Raw genomic sequence first — 14,332 nt, 5'->3', positions numbered from 1 at the left:
AAATATTTTTATAAATAAAAGAAAAAAATGGAATGTTTTACGTTATAATGGAACAGATAATAAGAGAGAATATGAACAAGGATGATGAATCATGCGAAAAATGAAAACAATGGATGGCAATACGGCAGCCGCATATATTTCTTATGCATTTACCGAGATTGCTGCAATATATCCAATAACACCCAGTTCGACCATGGCTGAATTAGTAGATCAATGGTCAGCAGCAGGAAAAGAAAATGTATTCGGTCAACCAGTAAAAGTAGTAGAAATGCAATCCGAAGCAGGAGCAGCTGGTGTGGTCCATGGATCATTGAAAACTGGTGCACTGACAACTACATATACCGCTTCTCAAGGGCTGCTTTTGATGATACCGAATATGTACAAGATTGCTGGGGAACTACTGCCAAGTGTTTTCCATGTTGCTAGTCGGGCAGTGACGACAAATGCGTTGAATATTTTCGGAGATCACGGAGACGTGATGGCTGCAAGACAAACAGGATTTGCTATGTTAGCTGAAAGCAGTGTACAAGAAGTGATGGATTTAGCACCTGTTGCCCATCTTGCTTCTATTGAAGGAGAAGTACCTTTTTTGAATTTCTTTGATGGATTCCGTACGAGTCACGAGATTCAAAAAATCGAAGTTTTGGAATATGAAGAATTAGCTCCTCTGATCAATCAGGAGAAATTAGCTTCATTTCGTAAACGAGGGATGAATCCCAATCATCCGACTGTTAGTGGTACGAACCAGAATCCAGACATCCATTTTCAACAACGGGAAACGATCAACCCCTATTATGATAAATTACCTGAAATCGTTCAAAAATATATGAAAGAGATCAACCGATTACGAGGAACTTCTTATGACTTGGTGACTTATTACGGAGCAGACGATGCGGAAGAAGTCATTGTTTCTATGGGATCAGTTGCACAGACGATTGAACAAACGATTGATTACTTGAATGCAAACGGACGGAAAACAGGTTTTTTGAATATCCATCTTTATCGTCCTTTTCCAGTGGAAACATTCGTGCAAAAGTTGCCTCATACAGTAAAAACAATTGCTGTTCTTGATCGAAGTAAAGAACCAGGGGCAGGTGGAGAACCTCTCTTATTAGACGTTCAAAGTGCGTTATATGATTCTGAACTTCGCCCGGCTGTTATTGGTGGTCGCTACGGATTGGGTTCTAAAGATGTGACTCCTGACCAAATCTCAGCAGTTTTTGATGAATTGCAAAAAGACCCAAGCATAAGCAAAAAACGTTTCACCATAGGTATCGTTGATGATGTGACTTATCAATCTTTGGAACCAAAGGAAAGTCTGGATTTGACAGAACCGCAAACATTCCAGGCCAAGTTTTGGGGGTTTGGATCTGACGGAACAGTCGGAGCAAATAAATCAGCTATCAAGATTATTGGAGATCACACCGATAAATATGCGCAAGGCTATTTTTATTATGATTCGAAAAAATCTGGTGGTCTGACTGTCTCTCATCTTCGTTTTGGAGATACGCCGATACGTTCTGCGTATCTTGTCGAGCATGCGGACCTTGTTGCCTGTCACACACCAGCTTACCTGCATAGCTATAACTTGGTCAAAGGATTGAAGCCAGGTGGCATTTTTTTATTGAATACTCTTTGGAGCGACGAACAATTAGAAACGCATCTGCCCTTAAAATTAAAACGTTACTTGGCTGAAAATAACATTAGATTCTATACGATCAATGCCATGAGATTGGCCCAAGAAGTCGGTTTGGGACGCCGGATCAATACGGCAATGGAAACGGCATTTTTTAAATTAGCTGACATCATTCCTTTTGATGAAGTGATTCCGCTGCTAAAAGAAGAAGCCCTGAAAAGCTATGGACATAAATCAATGGCTATCGTAGAAAAAAACATACAAGCAATCGACCGGACGACCGAACTGCTTCATCAAGTCGCGATCCCAGAACATTGGAGAACGTTGGAGATGCCTGAAAAAATCAATAAAAGGAACACTGGTTATGTACAAGAAATACTTGAACCAGTGAATGCACAGGAAGGAAATCAACTCTCTGTTGGTACACTTGTAGCAAATGGAATGACAACAGGAGAGATGCCTTTAGGAATGGCTTCTATGGAAAAGCGGGGCGTCGCTTTAGAAGTACCTGAGTGGATTAGTGATCGCTGTACGATGTGTAATGAATGTGCCTTTGTTTGTCCTCATGCTGCCATCCGTCCATTTTTAGCAGATGAAGAGGAAATGGAAGAAGCGCCAGAAGGATTTATCGTGAGAGAAATGCGAGGCGCAGACGGCGTAAAATACCGTATCCAAGTTTCAGTGGAAGACTGTACAGGTTGTGGTCTGTGTGTAGAGGCTTGTCCCGCAAAAGAAAAAGCTTTAGTGATGAAGCCTTATGAAGAACAGAAAGAACAAGCTGTGAATTGGGCTTTTGCAATGACATTAAGACAAAAAGCAAATCCAGTCAAAGGAAAGAATACTGTCTTGTCTACACAATTCAATCAACCGCTTCTTGAATTCTCGGGCGCTTGCTCAGGCTGTGGCGAAACACCTTATGTAAAATTATTGACACAAATGTTCGGTGATCGAATGATGATCGCGAATGCGACAGGCTGTTCTTCTATTTGGGGCGGTGCTTCTCCTGCTTCTCCTTATACGACAAATGAATGTGGTCAGGGGCCTGCATGGTCAAATTCTTTATTGGAAGATAATGCTGAATTTGGTTATGGTATGCTTCTAGCGGCACAGACTCGTCGCGAGGCTTTGGCAAGTTCAATCAAAGAGGTATTGCCAAAAGTATCAGAAGAACTACGAGAATTGATGGAAGACTGGTTGGTACACATGTTTGAGAGTGAAGGAACGCAGCAAAGAGCAGCAAAACTGCAAGCTGCGATCGAAAGCGAACGATCAATTTTCCCTGAACTGGAGGATATATACAAGAGAAAGGATCTATTCGTAAAAAACAGCCAATGGATGATTGGTGGAGACGGATGGGCTTACGACATTGGTTTTGGCGGGATCGATCATGTACTTGCCAGCGGAGCAGACGTGAATATCCTTGTTTTGGATAACGAAGTCTATTCCAATACTGGCGGTCAAACCTCAAAAGCAACACCAGCTTCGGCAATCGCTAAATTTTCGGCTAGTGGAAAGTATGCTTCAAAGAAAGATCTAGGAATGATGGCGATGACATATGGAAATGTTTATGTGGCGCAAATTGCTTCAGGTGCCAATCAAATGCAAACGATCAAGGCATTTGAAGAAGCAGAAAAGTATCCTGGTCCTTCTCTGATTATTGCCTATACGCCTTGTATCACACATGGCTTGCTTGGCGGAATGAAAGAATCGCTTAAAGAAGCAAAAGAAGCTGTTTCTTCTGGTTATTGGTCATTGTATCGATATAACCCTGCAATGGTCGAAAAAAACAAGAAACCAATGACTTTGGACTACAAAAAACCTGATTTCTCTGCTATGCCTGATTTCATGAGGAAACAAGTTCGCTTTTCCTCGCTAGAGAACGCAAATCCAAATCTTGCAAAAGCTTTATTTGAAAAGACTGTCCACGACGCTAAAACACGTTTTTACAACTATGCTGCACTGACGGGAGAATTAGAAAAAATCAAGAAACGACTTGAACCAGAGGAATCTATCGATGTACCCGTTAAGACTAGAAAAGAAAAAACGACGGATCTTGAAGCAGAAGAAAGAAGAGCTGCTAGAAGAGCTGCCAGAGCAGAACGACGTAAAAAAATGGAACAAGCTACAAAAGAAAAAAAGGAAAAATAACAGAAAAAATATAATGAATAATTCTCTGAAGTTTAAAAATATTTATTGCAGAGAAAAATAAAACGCATACTTGCAATTTTCTTGAAAATTATGCGTTTTTATCAAGAAAAAAACGAGCAGATCAGCCTCTAAAATTAAAACATATGATATACTAAAGAGGAAATCTCAAAAGAGAAGAGAGGCTTTTTATGTCATTTCAAATCGGGGAACTTTTCAATTTGGACTATTGGCAGCAAATGTTTTCCGGTGACTTGTTCTCTCTGAATTTTTTGGTGAACATACTTGATATTCTGGTTGTCTGGTATCTTGTATACAAACTGATCCAACTGCTGCGTGGCACAAAAGCGATTCAGCTTCTGAAAGGTGTAGCTATCTTTATTGTTATCCGAATCGTAGCGGAAATCATTGGTCTGCACACTTTGTCTTGGTTGATGAACCAAGTCATCACGTATGGGGTGATAGCTGCTATCGTGATTTTTCAGCCGGAAATCCGGAGAGGACTAGAACATCTTGGACGCAGTTCGCTTTTCAAACAATCAAAAAGCGAACAGCAGGAAGATGAGAAGATGATCTTGTCTTTTGACAAAGCCATCCAATATATGTCCAAGCGAAAAATCGGTGCGCTAATTACTATCGAACGGCATACTGGATTAGATGAGTATATTGAGACAGGAATTGCATTAGATGCAGATATCACTGGAGAGCTGCTGATCAATATCTTTATTCCTAATACACCGCTGCATGACGGTGCAGTTATTGTAAAAGAAGGAAAGATCGCAGTAGCAAGCGCCTATCTTCCTCTATCAGAAAGTATGTTGATTCCTAAAGAATTCGGGACTCGACACCGGGCAGCTGTCGGTATAAGCGAAGTCAGCGACGCGATTACCATCGTTGTCTCTGAAGAAACCGGGGATGTCAGCATTACATTAGATAATGAACTGATGGCTGGCTTATCCCAGCAAGAATATTTGGCAATTATGCGTAGAGAACTGATTGCTGAAGAGAAAACAAAAAACAAGAAAAACGTGATTCAATCTTTCCTAGACGGTATGACTAAGGGAGGGGATCGCAAATGATTTCAAAAGAGAAACGGACAAGCATTCTTTACAGTTTTATTGCATTGCTGTTCAGTATTGCGCTGTACTTCAATGCAAATGGCCAGTCCGTTCCAAATACGCTTTCTGGAAATGAAGCGTATAATCAAACAGTTACTGGGGTGCCTATCAAGATTTCTTATGATTCAAAGCGCTACTATATCCATGGATATGAAAATGCAGTGACTGTCAAACTTTCCAGTGCAAACCGAGTTCAGTTGAATGCAGAGGCAAACGAAGATACACGGATGTTCCGTGTCACAGCAGATATCACTAAGCTGGGCGAAGGAACACATGAAGTTCCGCTAAAAATTCAAAATTTGAGCAGTGCTGTCACAGCAAAGATCGAACCATCGACTATTACAGTAACGGTTGAGAAAAAGGTAATAAAAGATTTCGATGTGGAAACGTTGATTCCTTCAACGTTCACACCATCTGGATATGAACTTGATGATACTTCCGTTAGTCCTAAAAAAGTCTCTATCACTACAGGTGACAAAACATTGGCAGAAATCAAACGAGTAGTAGCTGATGTGGACGCTTCGATGGTCACAGATGATGGGATTAATAGTGAGGTCCCAATACAGGCGCTGAATGCAGCAGGGGAAGTATTAAGTATCGTCTCTGATCCAGTGCAAGTAACAGTGAAAGCTGATTCAATCAAGCCAAGCAAGTCGGTACGACTTTATGGGATACAGCAAGGAACACCAGCTGCCGGGGTAGAAAGCTATGATTTCAGTTTTTCAAAACTGGAAGCAGAAGTAAGCGGCTCTAGCGATTTGCTTGCATCGATCGGTGACAGTATTGCTGTACCGATCAATGTCTCAGGTATCAATCATCGAACAACTCGTAAAATTGAAATACCAGTAGAAGAGGGGTTAAGTATCAAGCCCGAATCAGTTAGTGTGGAGATTACACCCGTATTGCAAACGTCAAGCAGTAGCTCTGCTTCGACGAGCAGTCGGACACAAGAAAATACAAGTACGAGTAGAAGTATTTCATCTGCTGATTCAGGAACGGAACCATCGACAACAACCATTTCTTCCAGTTCGGAATCTGGGACAAGCAGCTCGACCACAAGTACAGAAGAAACATCAGAAACAAGCGAATCAACGCAAATGAGCAGAACAAATTCCTCAGAAAATTAAGTTAAAGGAGTAATTTTACAACTATGGGTAAATATTTTGGAACAGACGGCGTACGCGGTGAAGCCAACAAGGAACTTACGCCAGAACTTGCATTTAAGCTGGGACGGTGCGGAGGTTATGTCCTAAGCCAGCATGAAGAAGAAGGAAAACGCCCACGCGTGTTAGTAGGGCGGGATACAAGAATCTCAGGTCAAATGTTAGAAGAAGCGCTGATTTCAGGACTTTTATCGGTGGGTATCGAAGTGTTTCAGCTAGGTGTGATCTCTACACCAGGTGTTGCTTATCTGACACGTTTGCAAAAAGCAAGCGCAGGGGTCATGATTTCTGCTTCTCATAATCCAGCACAAGATAATGGAATCAAATTTTTCGGTGCAGATGGTTTTAAATTAGTAGATGACCAAGAGCTAGAAATTGAAGCATTATTAGATGCTGAAGTGGATGAATTGCCTCGTCCATCAGCTGAAGGATTGGGAACTGTAGAAGAATTTCCAGAAGGCTTATTGAAATATTCTCAATTCCTTGTACAAACGATCAACGGTGACCTTTCCGGTTTGACCATTTGTGTCGATGCAGCAAACGGAGCAACTTCAACAAGTGTTAATCGTTTGTTTGCCGATCTTGAAACAGATTTTTATACCATGGGCACAAATCCAGACGGGTTAAATATCAATGACGGCGTAGGCTCTACCCATCCAGAACGTTTAGCTGAGATGGTCGTTGAAAAAGGAGCAGATGCTGGACTAGCTTTCGATGGCGATGGCGATCGTATTATTGCGGTGGATGAACTTGGAAACATCGTCGACGGTGATAAAATCATGTTTATCTGTGCTAAATATTTGGCAGAAAAAAATCGGTTGAAAAAAGATACGATCGTTACGACTGTCATGAGTAACTTAGGATTCCACAAAGCGGTGGAAGGAATCGGTTTGAAAGATGTCGTTACACAAGTTGGTGATCGTTACGTTGTAGAAGAAATGCGCAAAAACGATTATAACTTTGGCGGCGAGCAGTCTGGGCACATGATTTTCTTAGATTTTAACACAACTGGAGATGGGATGCTTTCAGGAATTCAGTTACTGAATATCATGAAACAGACAGGTAAGAAATTATCAGAGCTTGCAGCAGAGGTAACAATCTATCCGCAAAAATTAGTGAATATCCGCGTAAGTGATAAGAACGGTGCGATGGATGTTCCGGCAATCAAAAAAGTGATTGAAGAGGCAGAAGCTGAAATGGGATCAGAAGGAAGAATCCTAGTTCGTCCTTCCGGTACAGAACCATTACTTCGAGTGATGGCAGAAGCGCCTACTGATGAGAAAGTCAATTACTATGTCGATAAAATCGCAGCAGTAGTCAAAGAAGAAATTGGACTGGATTAAGAGATATTTTCATAAAAAATAAAAGAACAAGGACCAGTGTCAGATGTCTGACACTGGCTCCTGTTCTTTTATTATTCTACTGTCACTGATTTCGCTAAATTACGTGGTTTGTCAACGTCGAATCCCCGTAATAGCGTTGCGTAATATGCAAGTAATTGAGTCGGTACGACTGTGGTTAGAGTAGTTAGATAAGGGTGGACAGTTGGTAGCACCAGCTGGTCACTTTCCTTTTCTAATCCCTCTGAGACAATAACTAGTGTTTTAGCGCCACGGCTTTCGACTTCTTTCAGGTTTCCTCGAGTATGCGCACCAGTCACTTCTTCACTGATGATTCCGATCACTGGTGTTCCTTCTTCGATCAAAGCAATCGTTCCATGTTTCAATTCGCCAGCGGCAAAACCTTCTGCCTGGATATAACTGATTTCTTTCAATTTCAAAGCAGCTTCAAGAGAAACGTTGTAGTCAGCGCCACGTCCAATGTAAAAGGCATTTCTTGTATCGCTGAAATATACTGCTGCCAACTCTTCTAAATAATCTTTTTGGGCGATGACCGATTCCATCGCATTAGCAACTAAACTCAATTCATGAGTGATATCGAATACAAGAGAAGTTTCAAATTCTTTTTTATCACCGATAGCTTTGGCTAATAAAGTTAGTACAGCTATTTGTGCAGTATAAGCTTTCGTTGATGCTACTGCGATTTCGGGTCCAGCATGCAATAGCAGTGTAAAGGATGCTTCCCGCGAAAGAGTAGAACCAGCAACATTTGTAATCGTAAGTGAAGGGTAGCCGAGACGGCTGATTTTTACCAGCACTTGGCGGCTGTCTGCTGTTTCGCCACTTTGACTCAAGAAAATAAAGAATGGTTTTTTTGAAAGAAGAGGTGTGTTATAGCCAAATTCACTGGCTAAATGAACCTCAACAGGAATCTGTGTCAATTTTTCCAAAGTCTGTTTACCTGCTAAACCCGCATGGTAACTAGTTCCGCAAGCAACGATATAGATTCGATCGCTATCAGACAATGTATCGACCAGCTTTTGATCAAGAGAGACACGATTGTCTTCTGTTACGTATTTTTGAGCGATACGACGCATGATAATAGGCTGTTCGTCGATTTCTTTCAGCATATAAAAAGGATAGGTACCTTTCTCGATATCTGAAGAATCTACTTGTGCTTCGAATGAAGAACGTTCTACGATGTCACCTGCAAAATTTTGAATAATAACTTTTTCTGATGTGACGGTAACCATCTCTTCATCTTCAATCTCAACGAATTCCTTCGTATGAGCAAGCATAGCCATTGCATCGCTGGCAATCACATTGAATCCATCGCCAAGTCCGATTAATAGTGGACTTTTATTTTTAGCGACGTAAATAACATCAGGTGCTGTACGATCAATCAAAGCGAAAGCGTAAGAACCTTTGATGACCCGCAAAGCTTTTAAAAACGCCTCTTGCGTTGTAGTATCTTTCGCAAAAGTTTCAATTAGATGAGCGATAATCTCAGTATCGGTCTCACCAATAAAGTGGTCATTTGCTAAATAAGCAATTTTAAGTTCTTCAAAGTTTTCGATTACGCCATTGTGAACGAGCACGAAGCGTCCACTTTGGGAAGTATGTGGATGGGCGTTTTCTTCAGAAGGTTGCCCGTGAGTTGCCCAACGTGTATGACCAATACCTATATTTCCTGTAGTATCAATATTTATTTTGTTTTTCAAATTTTGAATTCTGCCTTGTGCTTTGACCAGATAATCAGTTGTGCCATCTGAGACAAAGATACCAGCTGAATCATATCCACGGTATTCTAATTTTTCTAGACCGTCAATCAATCCTGGTGTTACATTTTTTAATCCAATCATTCCAACAATTCCGCACATAAAAAACATCCTACTTTCTATAATGAATTCGTATGAATGCTTCCAGCTGCAGGAAAATCCTTTTGTTTTATCTTTGCAGATACTTTTTGTGGATTTTCTGTAGAGTGCAGTCCCTAGGGCCATCCGCCGAATCTTTCGATAAACCCTCTCCTCGTCATCTGTTTACACAGACCTGGCGCTATCCTAAAAGGTATAACTATCCTCCTTTTTGTTTTTTATCTGGAAACATTTAAAATCATAACCTTTTGCGAATGTACTTGTCAACAAAAAAAGAATAAAAAATAAATTGGTATATATCAAATGCTTTGTCAAATGCTCTTTTTATGTCAAAAAATAATGGGTTTTTATCTATCATCTTTTTCAGGAGTTCGGTACAATAGAAAGTAATCGGATAGAGGAGGAGTAAAAATGGATTCAAAAATTGAGATCATGACACTGGGAATGTTAAAAAAACAATTGTCCAAATTCGAAGCATCAGCTGGTGTATCAGATGATACGAAAATATTTTTAGATACTGGCTGGGATAGCATCCAAGAAATCGCACCTGATGCCTTGGAAGTTGCTCAAACTCGTGAGTTTACGGTAGAAGATGAATTGACAAAAGAGTCGTTTTCCGGGTATGCGCGGGAAGAAAAAGCAGAGCGGTTCGACACTTCTGAGCAGTCAGAAACTGTGATCGTCATAAAAAACTTGTATTAGAAAGGAGAAAGAATGAATAAAAGACGTTGGGCAGCAGTTCTGATTGCTGCAGGATTATTTGTGGTTTCGTTAGTTTCAGCTAGTTTGACTAAGCCTCAGGAAAACGATCAAATTGAGGGATTGAACAGTTGGTTATATGGGGATGAAGAACTAGCTCCAAATGTGCTGGAAGAGGGAGACAGTACGCAAAAAATCGTAAAATTATCAGTAGATGGAACGATTGCTGCGGGAGGGTCTTCAGGTTTATTTGCTTCTGAAGGTTACAATCATAAAAATTTTATGGAACAACTGAAGGCGATTGAAGAAGATCCAACAGTCAAAGGTATCTTTTTAGAAGTAAATTCTCCTGGTGGCGGTGTCTACGAAAGTGCGGAAATCGCTAAGAAATTGGATACGATTCGTAAAGAACATGATATCCCAATGTATGTCAGCATGAAAAACATGGCAGCTAGCGGTGGCTACTATATTTCTGCTCAAGCAGATAAAATCTTTGCAACAGAAGAAACAGTGACCGGCTCAATTGGTGTGATCATGTCAGGATTGAATTATTCAGGACTTCTAGAAAAACTGGGTGTGGAAGATACAACAGTTAAAAGCGGAGCGTTGAAAGATATGGGTTCAGGAACGCGACCAGAGACAAAAGAAGAAGAAGCGGTGCTTCAAGCATATATCGACAGCGCATATAGTCGTTTTGTAGCAATCGTCAGCGAGGGACGGAATAAATCTGAAGAAGAAGTCAAAAAAATTGCTGATGGAAGGATTTATGATGGTGTCCAAGCAAAAGAAGTAGGTTTAGTCGATGAATTGGGATTTCCTGAAGATGCTTTAAAAGCTATGCGAAAGGAACAACAGCTTGAAGATGCGGAACTAGTAGAATATTCTTCCACGCCATCTGGGTTTGCTAGTACATGGTTAGGAAGTAAACTAGCAGAATTCCAGGGATTGAAGCCTTCTGAGACTAGTCAGATCTTATCCGTTCTTGAGAATCTAGGGACAGCGGAATCACCAAAAGCAATGTATTATTACGGAGGTGAGTAAGCATGTCAGAGCTTTCAAATGAAAATAAGGAACAAGAAAAAGATAAGCAACAGCAGCCTGCTGTAGGACCTGACTCCAACTTTTCCCAAAAGGTACTGAGCTCTTTTGAAAGAGAGCCTTTGACGCCCGAAGAAATCAAAAAGAAACAACGTAAATGGAAAAAGTATACGGACACAAGAAATGAACCGCCGAAAGCAAATGATTTTCCTAAGTATTTCTATGCAGGTTTTTTTATCCGAATGTTTGCTTTCTTGGTCGATCTTTTGTGTATCGGAGCTATTACGCGTTTAACACTTGGTATTGCCAAAAATCTAGGTTGGCTTAATTTTTCAGATTCTTATCTGAGTCTCTACGGATTCACAGCTTTACTTATTTATCTAGCGTATTTTATTTTATTGACGAAATTCAATCATGGCCAAACGATTGGAAAAATGATCTTTGGTATTCGAGTCATCAGCTTTGATGAAGAAGAACTTAGCTGGTCAACCGTTTTAGTTAGAGAAGGTGCTTGCCGGTTCATTCTAAAATTTCCTTTGCTGATGTTAGGGTATCTTCCAGCAATCTTTAATCAGAAAAAGCAACATCTGGGCGATTTTTTCACTAATACAAGTGTTGTTACGATCAATCTGATCAAAGCATTCAACCAGGAAGTCAACAGCTGATGAGCAATAAAAAGCAGTAACAGTTGAAAGCACCTTCTAAAAGTCAGATCTAAAATCTAGCTTTTAGAGGGTGCTTCAGTTATTTTTAATTGTCATGCTTTTTTTGTTTTGCTACTATTGAACATGAGCTGAACATGAGCAAGAGGAGGACACTGCGTGAAGCCGATTGATTTTCCAGAAAAATATGAGAATTTAATGCGAGTAGCACAACAAGCACTAGCAAACCAGCAATATCAGCAGGCAAAAGAATTATTTCAACGAGCTTACGAGTTGAAAGAAAGCTTTGAGGCTAATAGCCTGCTTGTTTTTTGTCTTTACGAGTTGGACGAGAAAAAAGAAGCATTGATGCAAGCACTCTTGCATGAAAAACAGTATCTTCAAAATGAGGAGTTTGCTGAATTTTATTTTGACTTGTTAATCAGTACACAAGATTTTTTATATGCTAGAAAATTGATAGCAAGTACAGATTTTTATGAAGCTTTCGAGCAGCGGGTCATTGAAAAAATCCAATTTGCAGAAGAATTATCCGGACAAATGGAGAGGCAGAAGATCAAGGCACTCCACAATAAATCGGAGGAACTTCCTTCGTTGGAACCTGCACGTCAGCTTGCGTCTATTGATGAGATCGAACAGCTTCCTTATCATGAGTTTATCCAAACAGCGAGTAAACTTATTGTATCGCCAGAGGTCCATATTTTAGCAAGGGCAAAATTACTGGAGACACTTAGGCAATTGAACGAATGCCGTCCTGTTTTCTATTTGACGATTGAAGAAAAGTTAGTCAGAGTCATACCAAAAGATCTGTCAAAGCCGCAGCAGCAGGCAAGTTACCAGCGATTATGTGTGTTTTCAGATCGTTACGGTAATGAAGATGCGCTGCTTAGCTCCGTGTTAAAAGAAGAATTCACGTTGCAATCTGCAATTGTTTATCCTGTCTATGATACATACATCGAAGACCCGAAGCGCTGGTTTCAACTGACTGTAGAGGCGTGTACAGGAAAAACGATGTATGAAGGTACAGAAGATGAAAAACAAGATTTTTTAAAAAAAAGAGAAAAAATTTTGCAGCAAATGATCTTCTTCCATTAGATTTTATCAGTGAAAAAGATAAAAATGTTATGAAAAACAAGGATTCTATCCATTCAATATGTTTACAATTTGAAAGGGTTAGTGTACTATTTAAAGGTATGCATGAAACGTTTTTGATGTATAAAATGAATTTCTAAACTCGGAGGGAATTAAATGACTGCAACATTTGAAAAAAAAGGCACGAATGATGGTGTTTTAAAATTTACGATTGCGCAAGACGAAATCCAAAAAGGATTAACAACTGCGTTTAATAAAGTGAAAAAAAGCTTGAACGTACCTGGATTCCGTAAAGGGAAAGTTTCTCGTCAAGTATTCAACCGTATGTACGGTGAAGAAGCTTTATATGAAGATGCATTGAATGCTGTATTACCAGAAGCTTATGAAGCTGCTGTCAAAGAAGCTGGCATCGATCCTGTTTCTCAACCAAAAATCGATGTTGAAAGCATGGAAAAAGGTCAAGACTGGGTAATCACTGCTGAAGTAACAGTGAAACCAGAAGTAAAATTAGGACAATATAAAGATCTAGTTGTTGAAAAACAAGACCGTGAAGTAACAGATGCAGACGTGGATGCACGTATCAAACGTGAACAAGAAGCACAAGCTGAATTAGTTATCAAAGAAGATGCTGCAGCTGAAAATGGCGATACAGTAGTAATCGACTTCGAAGGCTTTGTAGATGGCGAAGCGTTTGATGGCGGAAAAGGCGAAAATTACTCACTTGAATTAGGTTCAGGCTCATTCATTCCAGGTTTTGAAGATCAATTAGTTGGTCATAAATCAGGTGAAAGTCTAGATGTAAATGTAACTTTCCCAGAAGATTATCAAGCAGAAGATCTTGCTGGAAAAGAAGCAGTCTTCAAAGTGACAATCCATGAAGTAAAAGCAAAAGAAGTGCCTGAATTAGATGACGAATTCGCAAAAGATGTTGATGACGAAGTATCAACATTAGACGAATTGAAAGAAAAATATCGCAAAGAATTAGTAGAAACAAAAGAAAAAGCAGCGGACGATGCAAAAGATGAAGCAGCGATCCGTATGGCTGTTGAAAACGCAGAAATCGTTGAATTGCCACACGTGATGGTTCATGATGAAGTACATCGTTCAATGGACGAATTCTTGAACAACATGCAACGTCAAGGTATCTCTCCTGAAATGTACTATCAATTAACTGGTTCTACAGAAGAAGACTTGCATAAACAATTCGAAGGTGAAGCAGAAATGCGCACAAGAACAAATCTTGTGATCGAAGCAATTGCAGCTGCTGAAAATCTTCAAGCAACAGAAGAAGAAATCAATGCAGAAATCCAAGAATTATCAGAAACATACAACATGCCAATCGAACAAATCAAACGCGTGTTGACAGAAGATATGCTGGAACATGATGTGACAATGAAAAAAGCAATCGAATTGATCACAGGTACAGCGACAGAAGCGAAAGAATAGAAATCAAGTAATAAATCATTTCTGAAGAAGCTACTTCTAGAAAATTGTTTATTCGAAATAAGGGACTGTGACACGATTTTGTCACAGTTCCTTATTTTTTGTTAAGAGTAAAAAATGCA

General features: G+C 40.0%; 10 protein-coding genes. 9 read left to right on the top strand and 1 reads right to left on the bottom strand.

Annotated features, from left to right (window positions below; translation table 11 throughout):
- Positions 1–91: 91 nt before the first annotated feature.
- The 4 genes from nifJ to glmM all read left to right on the top strand — a co-directional run bounded on the left by nifJ (position 92) and on the right by glmM (position 7,405).
- Positions 92–3,784 carry a pyruvate:ferredoxin (flavodoxin) oxidoreductase gene (nifJ, locus tag RG571_RS06700; RefSeq protein WP_258430534.1) on the top strand — a complete coding sequence of 1,231 codons (3,693 nt, stop codon included), beginning with the start codon at positions 92–94 and terminating at the stop codon, positions 3,782–3,784.
- Positions 3,785–3,972: 188 nt separating this feature from the next.
- Positions 3,973–4,860, top strand: a complete 888-nt coding sequence (cdaA, locus tag RG571_RS06695) for a diadenylate cyclase CdaA (RefSeq protein ID WP_002338799.1) — start codon at positions 3,973–3,975, stop codon at positions 4,858–4,860.
- The gene (locus RG571_RS06690; RefSeq protein WP_002294430.1) at positions 4,857–6,026 is read left to right on the top strand and encodes a YbbR-like domain-containing protein; all 1,170 of its coding nucleotides are present in this window, start codon (positions 4,857–4,859) and stop codon (positions 6,024–6,026) included. Before cdaA ends, RG571_RS06690 begins: the two co-directional genes overlap by 4 nt.
- Before the next feature lie 23 nt (positions 6,027–6,049).
- Positions 6,050–7,405 (top strand): phosphoglucosamine mutase, encoded by a 1,356-nt coding sequence (gene glmM, locus RG571_RS06685; RefSeq protein ID WP_002287824.1) that lies wholly within the window; start codon positions 6,050–6,052, stop codon positions 7,403–7,405.
- 71 nt (positions 7,406–7,476) lie between these two features.
- On the opposite strand, the gene glmS is transcribed toward glmM, so the two are convergent.
- Positions 7,477–9,282: a glutamine--fructose-6-phosphate transaminase (isomerizing) gene (glmS, locus tag RG571_RS06680; RefSeq protein WP_002338798.1), complete on the bottom strand. Its 1,806-nt coding sequence runs from the start codon at positions 9,280–9,282 to the stop codon at positions 7,477–7,479.
- 408 nt (positions 9,283–9,690) lie between these two features.
- Here glmS and RG571_RS06675 point away from each other — a divergent pair, with 408 nt between their 5' ends.
- The 5 genes from RG571_RS06675 (at position 9,691) to tig (ending at position 14,213) form a co-directional block, all read left to right on the top strand.
- Complete coding sequence (locus tag RG571_RS06675; RefSeq protein ID WP_002326937.1) at positions 9,691–9,981, top strand: hypothetical protein; 291 nt, start codon at positions 9,691–9,693, stop codon at positions 9,979–9,981.
- Between the two features lie 12 nt (positions 9,982–9,993).
- Positions 9,994–11,019, top strand: a complete 1,026-nt coding sequence (gene sppA / locus RG571_RS06670; RefSeq protein WP_002324980.1) for a signal peptide peptidase SppA — start codon at positions 9,994–9,996, stop codon at positions 11,017–11,019.
- Positions 11,020–11,021: 2 nt separating this feature from the next.
- Positions 11,022–11,681 (top strand): RDD family protein, encoded by a 660-nt coding sequence (locus tag RG571_RS06665; protein ID WP_002294427.1) that lies wholly within the window; start codon positions 11,022–11,024, stop codon positions 11,679–11,681.
- Between the two features lie 156 nt (positions 11,682–11,837).
- Positions 11,838–12,770, top strand: a complete 933-nt coding sequence (locus RG571_RS06660) for a hypothetical protein (protein WP_002338797.1) — start codon at positions 11,838–11,840, stop codon at positions 12,768–12,770.
- Positions 12,771–12,923: 153 nt separating this feature from the next.
- Positions 12,924–14,213 (top strand): trigger factor, encoded by a 1,290-nt coding sequence (gene tig / locus RG571_RS06655; protein ID WP_002292069.1) that lies wholly within the window; start codon positions 12,924–12,926, stop codon positions 14,211–14,213.
- Positions 14,214–14,332: the final 119 nt, after the last annotated feature.

The sequence above is a fragment of the Enterococcus sp. FR204 genome (genome assembly GCF_031143325.1).
Taxonomy (GTDB): Bacteria; Bacillota; Bacilli; order Lactobacillales; family Enterococcaceae; genus Enterococcus_B; species Enterococcus_B faecium.
This window is presented reverse-complemented; position numbering and strand designations above follow the sequence as displayed.

What these genes read in the sequence shown, in the direction of transcription:
- nifJ (WP_258430534.1), top strand. Translation starts at nt 92, where the DNA reads ATGCGAAAAATGAAAACAATGGATGGCAATACGGCAGCCGCATATATT.
- cdaA (WP_002338799.1), top strand. Translation starts at nt 3,973, where the DNA reads ATGTCATTTCAAATCGGGGAACTTTTCAATTTGGACTATTGGCAGCAA.
- RG571_RS06690 (WP_002294430.1), top strand. Translation starts at nt 4,857, where the DNA reads ATGATTTCAAAAGAGAAACGGACAAGCATTCTTTACAGTTTTATTGCA.
- glmM (WP_002287824.1), top strand. Translation starts at nt 6,050, where the DNA reads ATGGGTAAATATTTTGGAACAGACGGCGTACGCGGTGAAGCCAACAAG.
- glmS (WP_002338798.1), bottom strand. Translation starts at nt 9,282, where the DNA reads ATGTGCGGAATTGTTGGAATGATTGGATTAAAAAATGTAACACCAGGA.
- RG571_RS06675 (WP_002326937.1), top strand. Translation starts at nt 9,691, where the DNA reads ATGGATTCAAAAATTGAGATCATGACACTGGGAATGTTAAAAAAACAA.
- sppA (WP_002324980.1), top strand. Translation starts at nt 9,994, where the DNA reads ATGAATAAAAGACGTTGGGCAGCAGTTCTGATTGCTGCAGGATTATTT.
- RG571_RS06665 (WP_002294427.1), top strand. Translation starts at nt 11,022, where the DNA reads ATGTCAGAGCTTTCAAATGAAAATAAGGAACAAGAAAAAGATAAGCAA.
- tig (WP_002292069.1), top strand. Translation starts at nt 12,924, where the DNA reads ATGACTGCAACATTTGAAAAAAAAGGCACGAATGATGGTGTTTTAAAA.